We start from the raw sequence: 17958 nt of genomic DNA, 5'->3' as shown, positions 1-17958 counted from the left end.
AAAAAACAGGTCTGCTGGGAATCGAACCCAGGTTCGGAGCTCCGGAGGCTCCAGTGATATCCTCTACACTACAGACCTTCACTATGAAAAAGTTAAGATCAGTTCGTTAACAGATAAAACCATAATCAGTTAACTGGCTGGTTATAGTGCTAAATAGCTTATAAACTTAATCCTTAATAATATTAAAATATCCTTTTGTATTTAATATTTAAAAATCATTAAAAGGAAACTTAACCTGAGAATCTCAGGATGTTTTACTCTTCCCATTTCTGGCCGTACTTTTCATTAAACACTATTTCGGAGAGAGCTCTACGTGTTGAAGTCCTTTCTTTTGGAACCGGTTCTCCGATTGCAAGAACTGCCATTAGCTCAAGATCGGAAGGACAGTCAAGAATGGAATTGACCTTCTCTTTTTGGTTAAGGATTTCTCCAAGCCAGACCCCGCCAAGGCCGAGATCACAGCAGGTGAGGAGCATATTCTCGACTGCAGCCCCTATTGCTTCGAGGTCTTTTGTCCTGTTATAAGAAGTTTCATTGTCCAGGAAAGTCGCAATAAGCAGAGGAGCTCCTGCCACGATACCTGAATAATGCGTGCATTCCGAGAGTTTCTGGATGGTCTCCCGGTCCCTAATAACAATGAAACGCCAGGGCTGGTTATTCAATCCGGAAGGAGCCCAGTGCCCTGAGTTCAGGATTATGCTGATATCTTCCTTGCTAACAGTTTTGTCCGTAAACTCTCGGACGCTCCGTCTGTTAAGGATAGTGTTAATGACTTTGCTTTCTCCTTTTACTGGCATTACTTTCCCTCCGGATTGAGTTTTAGATTTCCAGATTTATGAATTTTCTGTCTACAGGCTGTCAATTACTGTAGAATCAGTCATCGTCAATCTTCTTGTTGAGCCAGGGGATGTTTGCACGGATCTGCTTTCCGACAACTTCAAGCTGGTGTTCCTTTTCCTGGCGTTCCATGGCTTTGAGTACGGGGTGGTTGACCATGCCTTCGAGCACGAATTCCTTGGCAAATTCGCCGTTCTGGATTCTTCTCAGGGCTTCACGCATGGCTTCGCGGGACTCATCATTAATAATCCTGGGGCCGACTGTCATACCGCCGTATTCTGCGGTGTTGGAAACGGAATGCCACATTCTCTCAAGCCCGCCTTCATAGATAAGGTCAACAATGAGCTTAACTTCATGGCAGGTTTCGAAATAAGCCATCTCAGGCTGGTATCCTGCCTCAACAAGTGTTTCAAAAGCTGTCTTGATAAGAGATGAAAGTCCTCCGCAAAGGTCAACCTGTTCTCCGAAAAGATCGGTTTCGGTTTCTTCACGGAAGGTAGTTTCGTAGACTCCTGCTCTGGTTGCACCGATCCCTTTGACATATGAAAGAGCAATTTCCCTGGCGTTTCCGGTTGCATCCTGGTAGACTGCAATCAGAGCCGGGACCCCGATACCCTCGGTATAGGTTCTTCTGACAATGTGACCAGGGCCCTTGGGAGCAGCCATGAAAACATCAACGTTTTTCGGGGGGACAATCTGGTTGTAGTGAATATTAAAACCGTGTGCAAAAGCAAGTGCGTTACCGGCTTCCAGATTTGGTGCGATTTCAGAATAATAAACAGATGCCTGATTTTCGTCCGGAAGGAGGATCATGATAACATCTGCAGCTTTTGCAGCTTCTGCCACAGTCATGACCTTCAGGCCGTCATTCTCGGCTCTTGCCCAGCTTGAACTGCTTTTTCTGAGCCCAACAACAACATTAAGCCCTGACTCATGGAGGTTGCGGGCGTGAGCGTGACCCTGACTTCCGTAGCCCATTATTGCGATAGTTTTGTCCTTAAGTGCATCAAAAGTAGTTTCATTATCATAAATTATATTTGCCATATTAGATTCTCCTGATGAATTTTTCAGTTTTTGAGCAAAGCTCCTAATATTTTGTGGGAAGCATATTATTATTAAATCCTTATTAAATCCGTTCACTTCCCTGTGAATTAAGTCGACTTGAGTTGATTCATGGAAAGTTGCTTTTTTCGGATAGGGCAGCTTTTGAAGTTTTAGCAGAGGCCTGAAACCTCAGGCTTACTCTTAGTGAAGCTTTGGGGGGTTAAAACGCCCCCGGCTGCCCCAATCTGTAAAAATAATTAAGCAGCTACCTTTCTTTACCTGCCCTTATTATTTAAACCTTCTTTGGGCCGCGGACCAGAGCAATCTTACCTGTCCTGGCCATTTCCTTAATCCCAAACTGCCTGAGGAGTTTTTCGATTGCCTGGATTTTGGCTTCGTCTCCAGTTACTTCGACAGTTATGGATTTAGGAGCTACGTCCACTATCCTTGCCCTGAAAATATCCGCAATCTGGATAATTTCGGTTCTCGCACTCACGTCAGCTGCAACTTTAATAAGAGCTAGTTCCCTTTCTACGGCTTCGTCTCCCCCGATATCAGAAACTTTGATCACATCAACGAGCTTGTTAAGCTGTTTAGTAACCTGTTCGAGAACATGGTCATCTCCATCAACTACTATAGTCATTCTGGAGGTTTTTGGGTCTTCAGTGACTCCAACAGCCAGGCTCTCGATATTGTATCCGCGCCTTGAGAAGAGCGAAGCCACCCTTGAGAGGACTCCTGACCTATTTTCCACAAGGACTGCCAGTGTATGTTTCATTACTGCTCCTCCAGGTCGAGAACTCTATCAGTTTTTGCCTTACGCAAATTTGGCATGGCGCAGGGAGTGTCTGCATGTTCTTCCACATCAAGGATTTCATTAATTGCAGCCCCTGCCGGCACCATAGGATAAACGTTTGCCTCGCACTCAACAATCACATCAACAACAGCAGGCCTACCTGAGTTAACAGCTTCTTCGATTGCAGGTCTTACTTCGGACGGCCTTTCCGCACGCAGTCCAAGAGCCCCATAGGCCTCGGCAAGTTTGACGAAATCGACACTGCCCTTAATAAATGTGTGAGAATACCGTTTGTCATAGAACAGCTCCTGCCACTGCCTGACCATGCCCAGATAACCATTATTGAGGATCACGGAAACAACAGGAATGTCGTTCTGGACTACAGTTGCAAGCTCCTGAGAGTTCATCTGGAAAGAGCCATCGCCTGCAATGTTAATAACTGTTTTATCCGGCTTGCCAACCTTTGCTCCTATGGCTGCAGGGAAACCGTAGCCCATCGTGCCAAGACCGCCTGATGTAATGAAGGTTCGGGGTTTTTTATACTTGAAGAACTGAGCAGCCCACATCTGGTGCTGTCCGACCTCAGTAACTATAATTGCATCCTTGCAAGCCTCAGAGATTTGCTCGATGACAAACTGGGGCATTATAACATCAGGTGACATCTGGTTATAGGTAAGTGGATATTCCTTCTTCCACTGTTTTATCTTTTCAATCCATGCTTCGGAGTTGCAGCGCTTGATATATTTATTAAGGGACTTGAGTACCTGTTTTGCGTCTCCGACGATTGGGATCTGGACCTTTACGTTCTTTGAGATCTCTGCAGGGTCGACATCGATGTGGATAACCCTTGCGTTGGGTGCAAAGGATTCAAGTTTTCCGGTCACGCGGTCATCGAACCTTGCGCCCACGGCAATAATGAGATCGGATTCCTGAATTGCATAATTCGCATATTTGGTCCCGTGCATTCCAAGCATCCCAACATGCAGAGGGTGTTCGGTAGGAATTGCACCGATTCCCAAAAGAGTAGTCGTAACCGGAGCGTTAATTGTCTCAGCCAGCTCTACAAGCTCGGCGCTAGCATTAGAACTTATCACACCGCCACCTGCGTATATAATAGGCATGCAGGAATTTGCAATTTCCTCGGCGGCTCGTTTGATCTGCTGGGTGTTGCCTTTGTAAGTTGGCTTATATCCTCTAAGCTCTACTTTGTCAGGATAGTAAAAGTCGATCTCCGCGTTCTGTACATCTTTTGGAAGGTCAATTAATACCGGGCCAGGCCTTCCGGTAGAAGCAATATGGAAGGCTTCTTTTACGATTCTCGGGAGTTCGTTTACATCCTGTACTAAGTAGTTGTGCTTGGTAATGGGCTGGGTAATTCCCTTAATGTCGGCTTCCTGGAAAGCATCGTTACCTATCAGGAACGTTGGAACCTGGCCGGTTAAGGCTACAATAGGTACTGAGTCCATATATGCAGTAGCAATCCCTGTTACCAGGTTGGTTGCTCCGGGACCTGAAGTGGATACACAGACCCCGGTCTTTCCAGTCGCACGGGCGTACCCGTCCGCAGCATGAACTGCTGCCTGTTCGTGACGCACAAGTATATGGCGCAGATTCGAATCATAAATTTCGTTATAGAAGGGAATGATCTGCCCTCCTGGATATCCGAAGATGGTGTCAACACCTTCTTTTTCCAGGCACTTGATCAGAGCCCTTGCGCCATTAACTTTTTCTGTTGACCCGGTTGTCATTATTTAACTCCTTTTTATTTCTTAACGGTGATTTAACTGGGCACTCACCTGGAGATGAGTACATTTCCAGTAAGGGTGTGTTCATTAAAAATATTTATCTCTCACACTCACATTTTCTAGTTATTAATTTTGTAAATATATCATAATCGATCATGTTATATAATGGATAAGGTTTTTCCTGATCCAGAAATATCAGCGGTGCGTGATTTCAAGAATTTTTCCAGCAGGAAAAAGAGGAGAGGACAGAACAGCCCTCCTGAAAAATTTTTATAATTCATTTTCTGAAATCACTCGGCCCGGATAAGGCGGTTCATGCCGTTCATTACAGCTTCTACGGAGGCCATAATTATGTCCGTCCTGGCTCCGCTTGCAGTAACTTCCTTTCCATCTTTGGAAAGTTTCACCCTTACTTCAACAAGGGCGTCGGTTCCACCAGTGATCGAGTCTACATGATACTCTTCAAGGATAATATCTTCCGCACAGGAACTTACAGCTCTCCGGATTGCGTTGATTACAGCATCTACAGGCCCGTTCCCGATTCCTGCCTGTACTATAGCTTTATCTTTTACGTTAAGTTTTATCGATGCCGTTGGAGTCACACGGTTTCCGGACACAATGGTAAACTCTTCCAGTTTTACCAGTGGTTCCTTATAAATATCAAGTACGGTTTCTGCAATAGTGTGCAGGTCAGCATCAGTTACGTGTTTTCCCTGGTCACCCATCTGCTTGACCCGGTTGAAAATTTCTTCGGTCTGGGCCTCATCAGCTACAAGCCCCATTTCCTTTAAGGCAAGAGTAATCGAGCTGCGTCCTGCATGTTTTCCAAGTACGATCTGACGCTGCCTTCCGATATATCCCGGACTCATCGGCTCATAGGTCGCCTTATCGGCAAGAAGACCGTGGACATGAATACCTGCTTCGTGAGTGAATGCGTTTCCACCTACAAGAGCCTTATTTGGTGATACGGGAATTCCTGTAAGCCGGCTTACAAGCCTTGAAGTCCGGTAGATCATCTCATGCTTGATACCTGTATTGTACTTGTAGAGCCATTCCAGGCTCGTTACTACTTCTTCAAGGGATGCGTTTCCAGCTCTTTCTCCTAACCCGTTAACAGTTACGTGGGCCTGTTTTGCCCCTGCAGCCAGGGCAGCAACCGTGTTCGCAGTTGCAAAACCGAAATCGTTGTGGCAGTGAATGCTGATAGGTGCTTTCAGCGAGGAAGTCAGGTCCCGGAAAATTTTGGTTGTCCTTTCAGGTACCAGAAGACCTACAGTATCGCAGAAGCATAACCTGTCAGCGCCTGCAGCTATTCCGTCGGCATAGATGGCCTTTAGAAACTCAGGGTCTGCACGCGAGGCATCTTCCCCGCTCAATTCCACAATCAGGCCGTGGTCCTTGGCATATTCCGTTACTTCAGCTGCGATCTGCCGTACTGCATCCCGGTCCTTTTTGATTTTCGTCCTTATATGAAGGTCCGAAACAGGTGCTACAAGATGGATAGAGTCAACATCGCATTCCAGAGCATGGTCAACATCGGACTTTACAATCCTGCAGTAGCTGCAAATTTCAGCTTTAAGCCCTGCATTTGCAACAGCCTTGATAGACTCTCTTTCACCCTTGGAAGTGATGGCAGAACCGGCCTCAATTATCGAGACTCCCATCTCATCAAGCGCTCGGGCGATTAAAAGCTTCTTGTCCTTTGTAAGGGCAACGCCAGGTGTTTGTTCACCGTCTCTCAAAGTAGTATCCAGAAAGCGGACATTTTCGAATAATATAATCCCTCAGTCTTTGTTTTATTGAGATAGATTCTTTCGGCAAAACAGGAAAATAATATCTATATAATACTTGTCATTTTATAATATTATGTCCTATTTTGTAAGCTCCAATGTATTAATACAAATGTTACATATATTTTTTCTCAGGAACCCGGCTTTTTCAGGAAGATTTCCTGGTTTACGCTGTGGCTCTCTGAAACTTTTCCTCAATAGGTATACCATAGTATTTTTAGTTTACAGTTAACAAAAACGAGGTAGATTCCTTTCACGGCTCAGAACAGTTTACATAACTGATTAATGAAGGGCTTGTAGAATGCCCTTATTTTACAAAAATGAAGCAAGCAAGTCATTGAACCAACTTGAATGTGACTTTAAAGAAGTCATAAGGAATTAAATTTGAAAAGGATACATAGAAACTGGTAATTGGGTACAAAGGAATTGTATCAATAAGCCCATTCCTCATGGCTGACCGGTAACTGGTTCAGTTTATCCTTGCAGAACTGCCATTTTGGCATGAACTGGTCCATTAGCGTTATAAAGCGAGAATTATGTGTTGGCTCCAGCAGATGTGCCATTTCATGTACAATGGTATATTCAAGACATTCTTTTGGCTTCTTGGCAAGTTCAGTGTTGAGTCTAATATTACGTGCTTTGTGGTTGCAGCTTCCCCATTTTGTTTTCATCCTTTGCACAAAGAACCGCTCTACCTTCACTCCCAGTAATGGTTCCCACATGGCAATTACCGGTGGCACAGCTTTCTTGAGTTGTTCACGATACCATGCATCAATAACAGATTGCTTCTTTTTGTCATCTGCTCCAGGTCGCACTCGCAATATCATCTTATTATGTTTCAATTCGACAGAAGGTGCTTCATCAACTTCGATAACTTTAAGCAAATAGCGTCTTCCCCACACGTAATGGCTTTCAAGATCCAGGTACTCACGGGGAGTTTCACGCTCCTGTTCCCTGAATTTTTTCTGCTTCTTTTTGATCCAGCCTAATTTGGAAATGGCGAAAACACGAATTGTATCAATATTCATTCGCAAAGGAGCAGAGATTTTTACCCTACCGGCTGGAGGATACACGCTCAGATGAATGTTCTTGATATCCTTGAAAACTACGTCTACTGTGATATCACCAAGTTCGATCTGGGTATTCATCAGTATTCCTTTTGTGCCTTGATGATAAAGAAGATACGGTTAACCTCTGCTTCGTCATGCAGGACCTCGTACAAGGCGTGCTTTATAGTCCTTTCACGTGGTTCAACACCACGCCAGTCATCGGACCTTACCCTTTTTATTGTTTCATCGAGTCTCAGTGCCAGGTCAAGAGTCGGATCGCTGGGTAATATATATTCGCCGTATTCGTCGTTTTCTTTTATCTGGCCCTCTAACTTTTTCCCGCAGTCTTTCAGGTTGTTGTAGAGTGCTCTTAAAGCAGGGCTTTTCTTCAGTACATCGACGATATCGTCCTCATGTCCTGCCTCCACCTGCTTTACCAGATCCGCAATCCGTTTTAAGTATTCCTCATATTCAATGGCTTTTGCCTTCCTGGCTGCTATAATTTCTTCCAGCAGGGCAGACATCTTCTCGTAATATGCCGGGTCGTTCAGTTGTTCCTTGATAATTTTGCTGCGGACATTGTTCTCGATAGTCTCAGCAACAGCGTTTTTGTTGCCCTTCAGTCTATCAAGCTGAGTTGCAATGGCTTTGTCAATTCCCGTTTTTACGATCAAGTCCAGAAGAGGCATATCTTCAAAGGATGAAACCTTTCTGGGCTCGGCTGCCTCGATGTAAGTGTCGATAAGATGGCGCATATCTGCTTCATAAGCTTTCAGATCAAGACTTTCACCGCTAGCCCTGCGGATGATCTCACGGATATTCCGGTAATATTCCAGTAGCTGTTTAATGCGAGAAATATCTGAGCTACTATATCCTGCAGCTTCCAGTTCGTCGGAAATGTTTGCATAGGAACGAACGAGTGAAGCAGTAGCTTTGTAGAGAGCAGCACGTTGAGTTTCGCGTTCCTGGAGGTCAGTTGGGATTTCCGTATTTCCACAGAAGTAGTGAATGTGCTCCAGTTCTCCTTTCGGCGGTTCAACAGGCTCGCAGAGTATAGCCAATGCCTCTAAAGCATTGTCAAGGCGCCCCCTACCTTTTTTCCGGCGGTCCTGCATCAACACTTCCGGACTAGCGCCGCCAGCGCTGTAGTCAAGCTCGGAGGAATAAACCTGAAGTGCTCCGGTCCCTTTATCGTTTACCAGATTCTTGAAAAGGTCTTTGTAATCCACAATATAACCGAACTCTTTGTCGTCTCCGTCCAGCCGGTTAGTGCGACAGATTGCCTGAAACAGGCCGTGATCTTTCATTGACTTGTCTATGTAGAGATAGGTACAGGGAGGTGCATCAAAGCCTGTGAGAAGTTTATCCACAACGATAAGCAATTTCATGTTCGCCGGTTCTTTAGTGAACAGATCCTTTGCTTTCTCTTCATAGGTCTCGGTTTTTGTCATGCCTGGCCTGGTTTCTATATCTTTGAGCAGCTCGGTGTAGGTGTTGTAGATGAACTCTTTTTCTGTTTCGGTATTTGCGCCTGTATCTTCTTTTGTTACGTCCTGAGCCTGCGGATTGTAGGAGGTTACCACGGCACATTTGCCTTTGAAAAGTGTCTTCTGGAAGAGGGTGAAGTACTTGCAAGCTTCATAGATGCTTGAAGCTACCAGAATAGCATTTCCGCGTTCGCTGGTCAGGCGAGGCTTTTTTACGCCAAAATCAAAAATAATGTCAGTTACCACCTGATCCATGCGAGAGCGTGAACTGAGCACTTTCTGCATGGTGCCCCAATGCTTTTTGAGTTCGTCTTTCTGCCAGTCGTTAAGTCCTCTGGTTTTTGCCTCAAACCATGCATCTATTTTTGTCTCGGAGCCAAGGCGCTGATCGATGTCGCGTGATTCATAAACTAGATCGAGCACTACTTTGTCTTCTACCGCTTCACAAAACTTGTAGGTATGGATGTAGCCGCCGAAAACTTCCAGGCTGGTCTGTTTATCCTTCTTGAGCAGTGGTGTACCTGTGAAACCGATAAAGACAGCATTTGGCATGATCGCCTTCATAGCCCGGTGCAATTTGCCGCTCTGGGTGCGGTGGCATTCGTCCACAAAGACAAAAATATCGCCTACGGCTTTACCTGGCTGGGATTCCAGATCTCTGATAAACGCATCGAAATCGTCAACACCTTTACGGCCGAATTTATGGATAAGGGAGCAGAGCAGACGTGGTTTGGCCTGGCCGAGCATGCTTATCAGTTCGCGACCGCTGGTGGTACGTTCGATATCTTCCCCTGCATCATTGAAGATTCTTTTGATCTGTTTGTCCAGCTCGTCGCGGTCTGTGACTACCACCACGCGGGCATTGGGATTGTTTTCGAGTATCCATTTGGCAAGCAGCACCATGACAATACTTTTGCCACTGCCCTGTGTATGCCAGATAATACCTCCCCTGCGCTGCATAACATGTTTCTGTGCTGCTTTGACAGCAAAATACTGGTGAACCCGTGGTAGTTTCTTGACGCCGCCATCAAAGAGCACGAAGTCATGCATCAGCTCTATAAGTCGGTCCTTATTACACATCTTGAGCAGGTATTTATCGAGCTTGAAACGGCTGTTATCCTTTTCGTCTTCTTTCCATTCAAGGAAGTACTTTTCAGGCGTGCCGATAGCGCCATATTTTAAGCCCTCGGAATCGTTGCCTGCAAAGATGAACTGGACAGTGCTGAAGAACCATTCGTTGAACTCTGGGCTCTGGTTGGATAAGCTCTGGCGGATTCCATCACCGATTGTCACACGGCTGTTTTTCAGTTCCAGCACGCCGATTGCAATGCCGTTTACATAGAGCACGATGTCAGGCCTACGCTCGCGGTTTCCTCTGAGTGTTACTTCCTCGGCAATGGCAAAATCGTTCTTCTCCGGCTCCTGCCAGTTTATAAGGTAGACGTTATCAGTGACCTTTCCAGCCTCAGTTTTCACAGGAATGCCATAACGTAACAGACTATAGACAGCTTTGTTGTTGCCGTAGAGGCTTCGGTTGTGGTTGTTTGCTTCAATGTCCAGCTTGTAGAGAGCAACGCCTATCTGGGTGGGGGTGTAGCTGCTTTTTGTCAGGTAGGCATTGAGTAGTCCTTCCTCGATGTTGCTGTTACCGTCCCGGTCAATCCAGTTGCCTACGTAGCGATAGCCAAGCTCATCATGAAAAAGAGAGATTATTCGGTCCTGGGTGGCTCTTTCGGGTTTTCCAATGTTCATACTAATCTAATCCTCCCTGTAAGCAGTTCCTGCATCATACCCTGCTTGATCTGGCGAGCCTTAGCAAGCTTTTCTTCCAGCGCGGTAATTTCTGAGTCCATGTCAGAGAGGATAGCTGCGATGGCGGCTTGTTCGGATAGTGAAGGAACCGGAAGCGTGATTTTCACGATGTTCGTCTTGCTAATCCCAGAAACCTTGGTTCCAACAGCAAAGAAATAAAACTGTTTTTTTACGTCATCAGTTTGAAAACAGTACCGTAGGTACTGTTTATCCAATTCGTTTTTCTTGCTCTTTGCAACGATAGTGTGCAGGCCTGAAATGAAAGGGATTTTATCTTTATTGAAAACTACAATATGTCTGCTCGTGCCTTCGTCGTCTTCGGAAGCATCTACAAAGACAACGTCTCCATCATTAAGCAATGATGGAGAGGCCACTTTTTTCAAAGAGATATTGAGTTTTGGTATGTCCTGTTGTTCAGATCTAACATCAATAAAGTTTTTTTTCGATGTGTGAATGTCTCCGTAATGCAGATAGCAATATCCTTCCATGGAAAGCTGATCACGAGAAGCTGACAGTCCACCACTGAAGTCGAATAGGTCATCAAGCAACTTCACTTTCCACTCCCCACTAAACCCCGGCAGCCTTCTCTTACCAGTCAGCAACTCCTGCATGGCGCCCTGTTTGATCTGGCGTTTCTTGGCGATGAGCTGCTCAAGGGATTCGATAAGGGCATCCGTATCGGAGAGAGCTTCGGCGATGGCTTCTTGTTCGGCGAGAGTAGGTGGCACAGGAAAGCGAAGTTTTTTGACTTTTTCAAGAGTTAAACGGGTAATCGCATTACCTGCCATAGCATCTTGAATCTGGTGTTGTCCAGAAGAGGTTAGAATCTGCTGGAGGAAATAAGCTGCACAGTATTTACTCTGATGGAATCTCAAAAAAGCGACGCTTGAAAGTAGGCTGAACTCCTCATCAAGCGTATTAAGTGCGGCGTTTCCTGTACTTGCGCCGTCCTTTGTAAGAAGAAGATCACCTTTTTTTACATCACAACGCCTGTAAATCACTTGATGCTGGGCTGTGTCAATTCTAGAGGCAGTAGATATGTCAAAATAACCGAATCGAATATTTTTAGAGGTAATGTAGAGATAGTCATTTCCAGAGATCTGTGGAGAAAAATGAGTTCCATCTTGGATTTTAGAGCATGCATCTAAGGTAGTGACAACATCCCAATCTTCTGGAATCACCCCTATCTCTGTCTTTTTGTAGCCGGAAGGGATGTTCTCGGCACTGCATTCCGCGCTCATAATTTGAACCCCATCCTCTCCAGATGCCGGTTAACTTTTCCCTCCAGCTCAGCAACGCGGTCGGTCATCTGCGGCATAGGAGTTTCATAGCGTTCGGCAAGCTCCTTCACACGCTGAGTAAGGGACTGGCTGATCCGGTCCATCTCGCCGTGGATAGCCATATCAAGTGAAGAGAGCCATTTGTCTTCCACAACCAGCGTTTTGACATCATCCTCGATCAGCCTGGGGTAGTAATGACAGGCTTTTGAATCAAGTAGGGACTCGGCTTCCTTAAGACGTTTTTTCAGGTCTGCTTCTTTATTGGCGAGTTTCAGCCAGTCGTTTAGAACAGCAACTTCGTCCTTTGCTTCCGTATCGCCTTTTACATCCTTCAGGCGTGCAGCGACATTGGCCTTATTAACCTTATCAAGTTCGGAGAATGCGCCTTCTTCGCCGCCCTGTTCCTCTTCCAGCTCTGTAATGCTGGCAGTGATGCTTTCCAGCTCAGAAGCGAGTTTATCGATAGCTTCCTGCTCTTTGGCGAAGTAACGGGACACAATAAACGGCTTTGGCACAAGGTCGCAGGTCCAGCCCTTGTCTTTATCTCTTCCCTTCTTATCTTTCTCGATAATGCGAGAAGTCTCAGCCTTCCATCCCTCGTCAGCTATGAGATAGCAGTCGTCCTGCATCGTTTCCTCCCAGTAATCCATCAGGTGTTGATAAATATCGTACTTATCGATGAGAGGCTTACCTTCATAGTGAGCGAGCAGGTCTTCTGCCAGCGTGGCTATAATTTCCTTTGGATGGCAGCCTGCCTGCAACTGCCGGAGCATAGCAGAACTCTTAGTGCGCCAGGCAGTGAAATGTGCATTCATACCGGCTGTGAAAGCAACAAACTCAGGATGCTCGTAGATTGTGGATTTGATATCTGCCTTGTCCACAGCAAGGCCCAGATATCCAGGTCGATTCTCCTTGAACAGGGCTTGCCGAAGCTGTGGACAGACATCCCAGTACCGCTGGAGAGCATCCACATCAGCAGAAGGAATGCCTCCATGCAAATGTCCCTCAATATCCTGCAAGTCCTCAGCCTGCTGGCTGTCGATATAGCGCGGAAGGTTGAGGTTGAACTCATTCTTCTCGATCTCTTCAAAACTGACCATCCGCGAATATTTCGGGACCTCAGCTTTCTTATTGAAAACATCCACAATCTTGCGGATATCCTGAGCTTGGAGACGGTTCTTGGGACCATCCTTCATGAAACCCGCACTGGCATCAATCATAAAGATATCTTTGCGGTTTTGTGCGTCCTCCTTGTCGATAACAACGATACAGGCCGGGATGCCGGTGCCGTAGAAAAGGTTGGCTGGAAGACCGATAATTCCCTTAATGTAACCCCTGCGTATGAGGGCACGGCGGATATCGGCCTCGGAATTACCACGGAATAACACGCCGTGCGGCAGGATGCAGGCTCCTTTTCCTGTGATCTTTAGCGAACGAACGATATGTAACAGATAAGCGTAATCTCCCTGCTTGGAAGGCGGAACCCCAAAAGGCTTGAAACGCTCATGGGGATCTTTCATTGGATCAAGGCCAGTGCTCCAGCGTTTGTCACTAAAAGGCGGATTGGCGACAACATAATCAAAAGTCTTGAGTGTTTCGCCGTCCTTGAACCTGGGATTTGTCAGGGTGTTGCCCTGCACAATAAGTGCCTCAGGATTCTCATGCAGGATCATGTTCATGCGAGCAAGACCTGACGTAGCTGCGTCTTTTTCCTGACCGTACAGGGTTATCTTGGTTTTTGCTTCATCTGCGACCTTCAAAAGCAACGAACCTGAACCACATGTAGGATCATAAGCCGTGGTCGAACTTGTCGTATTGGCCTGGCGGATACCGAGTATCTTTGCTATAACCCTGCTGACTTCGGCCGGAGTGTAGAATTGCCCTTTACTTTTGCCGCTTTCCGTTGCGAAGTGACGCATCAGATATTCATAAGCGTCGCCTAAGATATCGTCACCGTCTGCACGGTTCTTCGAAAAATCAAGGGCAGGATTCTCAAAAATGGAAATGAGATTGGTAAGCCTGTCCACCTGTTCTTTACCGCTGCCGAGCTTGGTAGCGTCGTTGAAGTCCGGCATATCAGACAGCTTGTTTTCATTGACCAGTGGACCAATTATTTTCTTGTTGATCTGATCGCCGATATCTGGTTTGCCTTTGAGTGCGACCATATCCTTGAAACTTGCACCTTCAGGGATGATGATAGGGGCAAAAGGCACACCGGCGTATTTATCGCTGACATATTTGATAAATAACAGAACGAGTACATAGTCCTTGTACTGGCTGGCATCCATTCCGCCACGCAGTTCGTCACAACTGGACCAGAGAGAAGAGTAAAGTTCGGATTTTTTAAGAGCCATGTTACGCAAACCTTGAATTATTCAATTATTACCTGGAATCGTATTCGCTTGATTGGATCGTTAAATGTGAACATGCAGGAATTGTACTAGCTTAATTATGTATGGTTGTTATCGAGGATCAAGAGCTTTTCCCTTTTTGCCGGTATTGATGAACATATAAAATGTTATATGAGAAGTCTGTTCTCTGCATCTAAATGCTGTATGAAGTCTGTTCTCTGTATCTAAATGATACATGAAGTCTGTTCTCTGTATCTAAATGATATATGAAGTCTGTTCTCTGTAGCTTGCCTGGAGTTTCACAATAAGAATTTTATTTAGCCCTTAATAGCACCGTTTTAGAATTATTTAATGAAATATGTTTAATTACAGTTTTAACTTTTTTCGTTTCATTTTAAGGCTCCACTCTTAAGCGAGTCACCCCTTGAAAGCTGAAACAATAAATATTCATACCGGTGACTGAGCCACCGACAAACACAGATTATATGCAGAAAAAAAACGGAAAAAAAGTCAGAAAAACAAAGCTGCAAGAGTTTTTCCCGCAACACACAGAGCAAAGTGTATGCGACTCTTGCGTAAAATTACCTATTGCAGTTATTTCAAAAGGGCTTCAGAAATATTTACCTACGTTTTCTATTGCTTTTACAATAAGTGAAACGCACGCGTCAATATCCGCCATATCCAGGACCTCAACAGGTGAATGGATGTATCGAGTGGCTATGCTGACTGTACCTGTAGGAATACCTTCTTTTGTAAGGTGTATTGAGGTCGCATCTGTTGTGCCTCCCGAACCAACGCCGAGCTGGTAAGGGATCTCATTTTCAGTGGCAGTTTCCTTAAGCCACTTAATAATCTGCGGGTGAGCTATAAGGCCTCTTCCGGACGCATCGGCTAATGTAATTACAGGGCCTTTCCCGATTTCCAGGCAAGAATCGGTTTTAGTAATGCCCGGGTGGTCTCCAGGAATAGTTGTATCAAGGGCAAGCGCAAGGTTCGGATAAACCCCAAAGGCAGAGGTTCTTGCACCTTTTAACCCTACCTCTTCCTGGACAGTACCTACGGCATAGACATTTGCTCCGATTTTATGTTTGGAAAGCCGCTTCATAACCTCAATAAGGATAACGACGCCTGCACGGTTGTCAAGGGCTTTTGAGGTTATCTTTCCGTTTGCCAGAGGCACAAAGTCCCGGTCAATAGAAACTGCCGTTCCTATCTCAATTCCAAGGTTCTCAGCATTTTCCCTGTCTTTTGCTCCGATATCGATGAACATATCGTCCAGCTTCACTGGCTTTTTCCTGTCCTCCTCTTTCATTACGTGAGGAGGCTTGGACCCGATGACTCCGGGAATTGAACCTTTTTTGCCGTGAAGTACAACTCTCTGGTTAAGAAGGGTCTGGTCAAACCATCCCCCGATACCGACAAACCTGAGGAAGCCATTATCGTCAATATACCTGACCATAAGCCCGATTTCGTCCATATGGGCAGCCAGCATTATGGAAGGGCCTTCTCCTTTTTTGAGGGCTATAAGGTTTCCCATACAGTCTCTGCGCATGGTATCAACATAGGGTTCAAGTTCCTTTTCAAGGAGTTCTCGAATATCATCCTCAAAGCCTGAGATCCCGTGTGCATTGGTGAATTTTTCAAGCAGAGATTTAATCTCTCTAAGGTTTCCGCCTTTTTCCATCTTTGAATATCTCCTGAATATCAATAAATTTAAAGTTCAAATTGATCTTAATGAGACCAATCATAATTTAATAAGGTTAATTATAATTATCCCCTTATTATTCCCCTTTATTATATGGTTTTTTTACAACAACTCTTTGATAAATGGTTTTTTATGGTCTCTTTTTGATAAACGGTTCTTTTATAATTATTCCTTCTCAAGCAATTTTCTCTTTAGACCATCGAGTTGGAGATTAACCAGCCATTTATACTTCAGATATCCTTCAGATAACCTTCAGATCATTTTATACTTCAGATATCCTTCAGATCATTTATACTCAGATATCCTTCAGATCAATAAATATTATACTGTTTGGTATTTAGGATTAATCTGTTATTTGAGTTTCTGGCAGGAGGGCTCCAGATTAATTTCAATGGCGAAGGGAAACTTTTCGAAAGCTGTAACAGAAACATTAAAATCCCTTTAGGTTTATTGAGGACTCAGGTGAAAATCATATGACCGCAGAATTACCTCCTCAAGTTCAGAATCAGATAGCACAGCTTCAGCAGATACAGCAGCAGATACAGGCTCTGGCTATGCAAAAATCACAGATTGAAGCTATGCAAAAAGAGTCAAAGATGGCTCTGGACGAATTAGATAGACTTACTGACGATGCAGTAGTCTACCGCAATGTAGGGGAGTTAGTAATAAAAACGAGCAAGGAAGAGTCCATTACAAAATTGAAAGACAGGGAAGAAACACTCTCACTCAGGCTTCAGTCCATTTCCAGGCAGGAAGAAAGGCTCACATCTCGCTTTAAACAGCTTCAAGAGCAGATTCAGCAGGCTTTAGGCGCCAGAGCACAATAATTTTATTTTTTATTCCAGCATAAAGGAATATTAAATAAATTATAGCTTTGCCAAAACTCATAAAATAAGCCATGCCGAAATCTCGAAATTCTTGAATCCAGGGAGATCAATATCTATAAAAACGATAGCCAGAGTGGACAATGGAAGTTAATGAAGCGGAGTTTTTCAACCGGCTCCTTGACTATCGAAATATTTTATATTTGTGTCACCGGAATGCAGATCCGGACGCGGTTAGCAGTGCTTTTGCTCTTTCCGAAGCTATTGGAGGCACTGTCGGACTTGTGGACGGCTGCAACCGTGTAGCTGCTGTGCTTATAGAGAGACTTGGCATTGAGGTTGTTGATATACCCAATCCGGCTGATTACGGTTTTGTCGTTGTGGTTGATACCTCCACAAAAGCACAATTAAATGACCTAGAACTTACCAGGTATTGCGTTATCGATCATCATACAACTACTGCTCTGACAGAAAATGCCGAATTCTACCTGCACAGGAACAGTACCTCTACCGTAGAAATAGTTTACAATATCTTAAAAGCAATGGGAGCACCTATTAACCGGCGCGTGGGAATCGGGATGCTCACAGGAATCGTAACGGATACCGGGCATTTCAAACATGCATCGGCAGATACGTTCCGGGTAGTATCCAAAATTATAGAGGATAGCGGCGTTGAGTATGGGGAAGTGCTGGATCTTATGGCTGCTACCCCACAGGATATTTCAATGCGCATAGCTATCCTGAAAGCCGCAAGCCGCCTCGAGCTCGATAGAGTACAGGATATGTTGATAGCATCTTCCCATGTCAGCTCTTTCGGAGGTTCTGCATCTTCCATGCTCATTAATATCGGTGCAGATGTCGCTTTTGTTGGCACATCCAAAGGTGAAAGCGTCAGGATAAGTGCAAGAGCAAAGCGTGACGCCGTAAGTGCCGGGGTCAACCTTGGCCAGCTAATGGAAGATATAAGTAACGAGTACAACGGTACAGGCGGCGGACATTCCGGAGCTGCCGGAATCGATGTGATCGGTGATATGAAAGAAGTGCTGGATAAATGCAGGGAAAGAACAAAGAAGATTCTTGAAGCTTCTCTTGGAGGAACATCAAAAGAGATCTCTTTTGAAGATGATATCGAAGAGTTTGAAAATGAGTGATTTCTTAAAGTAAAACAAAGTTTTCTTTTTCAGAATATAACCAAAATAGGTTCATTTTTTAGAATATAACCAAAATAGGTTCATTTT

General features: G+C 45.0%; 12 protein-coding genes and 1 tRNA gene. 2 read left to right on the top strand and 11 right to left on the bottom strand.

Going from position 1 to position 17958, the window contains the following annotated elements; all coding sequences use genetic code 11:
• Window positions 1-6: 6 nt before the first annotated feature.
• The 11 genes from MSVAZ_RS05375 to MSVAZ_RS05325 all read right to left on the bottom strand — a co-directional run bounded on the left by MSVAZ_RS05375 (window position 7) and on the right by MSVAZ_RS05325 (window position 15875).
• Window positions 7-78 (bottom strand) — tRNA-Arg (locus MSVAZ_RS05375).
• Window positions 79-254: 176 nt separating this feature from the next.
• Complete coding sequence (locus MSVAZ_RS05370; protein WP_048118988.1) at window positions 255-797, bottom strand: nitroreductase family protein; 543 nt, start codon at window positions 795-797, stop codon at window positions 255-257.
• Between the two features lie 76 nt (window positions 798-873).
• The gene (ilvC, locus tag MSVAZ_RS05365; RefSeq protein ID WP_048118985.1) at window positions 874-1881 is read right to left on the bottom strand and encodes a ketol-acid reductoisomerase; all 1008 of its coding nucleotides are present in this window, start codon (window positions 1879-1881) and stop codon (window positions 874-876) included.
• 292 nt (window positions 1882-2173) lie between these two features.
• Complete coding sequence (ilvN, locus tag MSVAZ_RS05360) at window positions 2174-2659, bottom strand: acetolactate synthase small subunit (RefSeq protein ID WP_048118983.1); 486 nt, start codon at window positions 2657-2659, stop codon at window positions 2174-2176.
• Window positions 2659-4425, bottom strand: coding sequence for an acetolactate synthase large subunit (locus MSVAZ_RS05355; RefSeq protein WP_048118980.1), 1767 nt, complete (start codon window positions 4423-4425; stop codon window positions 2659-2661). Before MSVAZ_RS05355 ends, ilvN begins: the two co-directional genes overlap by 1 nt.
• Before the next feature lie 287 nt (window positions 4426-4712).
• Window positions 4713-6200, bottom strand: a complete 1488-nt coding sequence (locus MSVAZ_RS05350; RefSeq protein WP_084626075.1) for a (R)-citramalate synthase — start codon at window positions 6198-6200, stop codon at window positions 4713-4715.
• Window positions 6201-6643: 443 nt separating this feature from the next.
• Window positions 6644-7360, bottom strand: coding sequence for a M48 family metallopeptidase (locus MSVAZ_RS05345; RefSeq protein ID WP_048118974.1), 717 nt, complete (start codon window positions 7358-7360; stop codon window positions 6644-6646).
• Window positions 7360-10500, bottom strand: a complete 3141-nt coding sequence (locus tag MSVAZ_RS05340; RefSeq protein WP_048118970.1) for a type I restriction endonuclease subunit R — start codon at window positions 10498-10500, stop codon at window positions 7360-7362. Before MSVAZ_RS05340 ends, MSVAZ_RS05345 begins: the two co-directional genes overlap by 1 nt.
• Window positions 10497-11801 (bottom strand): restriction endonuclease subunit S, encoded by a 1305-nt coding sequence (locus MSVAZ_RS18725; protein ID WP_052727889.1) that lies wholly within the window; start codon window positions 11799-11801, stop codon window positions 10497-10499. The genes MSVAZ_RS05340 and MSVAZ_RS18725 overlap by 4 nt, the downstream gene beginning before the upstream one ends.
• Complete coding sequence (locus MSVAZ_RS05330; protein ID WP_048118967.1) at window positions 11798-14194, bottom strand: type I restriction-modification system subunit M; 2397 nt, start codon at window positions 14192-14194, stop codon at window positions 11798-11800. The genes MSVAZ_RS18725 and MSVAZ_RS05330 overlap by 4 nt, the downstream gene beginning before the upstream one ends.
• 607 nt (window positions 14195-14801) lie before the next feature.
• Window positions 14802-15875 (bottom strand): M42 family metallopeptidase, encoded by a 1074-nt coding sequence (locus MSVAZ_RS05325; protein ID WP_048118964.1) that lies wholly within the window; start codon window positions 15873-15875, stop codon window positions 14802-14804.
• A gap of 494 nt (window positions 15876-16369) precedes the next feature.
• Between MSVAZ_RS05325 and MSVAZ_RS05320 the strand changes: the two genes are divergently transcribed.
• Together MSVAZ_RS05320 and MSVAZ_RS05315 are read left to right on the top strand one after the other, a co-directional pair.
• Window positions 16370-16723, top strand: coding sequence for a prefoldin subunit beta (locus MSVAZ_RS05320; protein WP_048118960.1), 354 nt, complete (start codon window positions 16370-16372; stop codon window positions 16721-16723).
• 140 nt (window positions 16724-16863) lie between these two features.
• Entirely contained in the window at window positions 16864-17871 is a 1008-nt protein-coding gene (locus tag MSVAZ_RS05315; protein WP_048118957.1) for a DHH family phosphoesterase, read from the top strand.
• Window positions 17872-17958 lie beyond the last annotated feature (87 nt).

It is taken from the genome of Methanosarcina vacuolata Z-761 (assembly GCF_000969905.1).
In the GTDB taxonomy this organism is placed as follows: Archaea; Halobacteriota; Methanosarcinia; order Methanosarcinales; family Methanosarcinaceae; genus Methanosarcina; species Methanosarcina vacuolata.
The sequence above is the reverse complement of the archived record's forward strand: the minus strand, read 5'-3'. Positions and strand labels throughout refer to the sequence as shown.

Excerpts from the sequence above, each read along its gene's own strand:
- MSVAZ_RS05355 (WP_048118980.1), bottom strand. The coding sequence starts at position 4,425 with ATGACAACCGGGTCAACAGAAAAAGTTAATGGCGCAAGGGCTCTGATC.
- ilvC (WP_048118985.1), bottom strand. The coding sequence starts at position 1,881 with ATGGCAAATATAATTTATGATAATGAAACTACTTTTGATGCACTTAAG.
- MSVAZ_RS05325 (WP_048118964.1), bottom strand. The coding sequence starts at position 15,875 with ATGGAAAAAGGCGGAAACCTTAGAGAGATTAAATCTCTGCTTGAAAAA.
- MSVAZ_RS05320 (WP_048118960.1), top strand. The coding sequence starts at position 16,370 with ATGACCGCAGAATTACCTCCTCAAGTTCAGAATCAGATAGCACAGCTT.
- MSVAZ_RS05330 (WP_048118967.1), bottom strand. The coding sequence starts at position 14,194 with ATGGCTCTTAAAAAATCCGAACTTTACTCTTCTCTCTGGTCCAGTTGT.
- ilvN (WP_048118983.1), bottom strand. The coding sequence starts at position 2,659 with ATGAAACATACACTGGCAGTCCTTGTGGAAAATAGGTCAGGAGTCCTC.
- MSVAZ_RS05340 (WP_048118970.1), bottom strand. The coding sequence starts at position 10,500 with ATGAACATTGGAAAACCCGAAAGAGCCACCCAGGACCGAATAATCTCT.
- MSVAZ_RS18725 (WP_052727889.1), bottom strand. The coding sequence starts at position 11,801 with ATGAGCGCGGAATGCAGTGCCGAGAACATCCCTTCCGGCTACAAAAAG.
- MSVAZ_RS05370 (WP_048118988.1), bottom strand. The coding sequence starts at position 797 with ATGCCAGTAAAAGGAGAAAGCAAAGTCATTAACACTATCCTTAACAGA.
- MSVAZ_RS05345 (WP_048118974.1), bottom strand. The coding sequence starts at position 7,360 with ATGAATACCCAGATCGAACTTGGTGATATCACAGTAGACGTAGTTTTC.
- MSVAZ_RS05315 (WP_048118957.1), top strand. The coding sequence starts at position 16,864 with ATGGAAGTTAATGAAGCGGAGTTTTTCAACCGGCTCCTTGACTATCGA.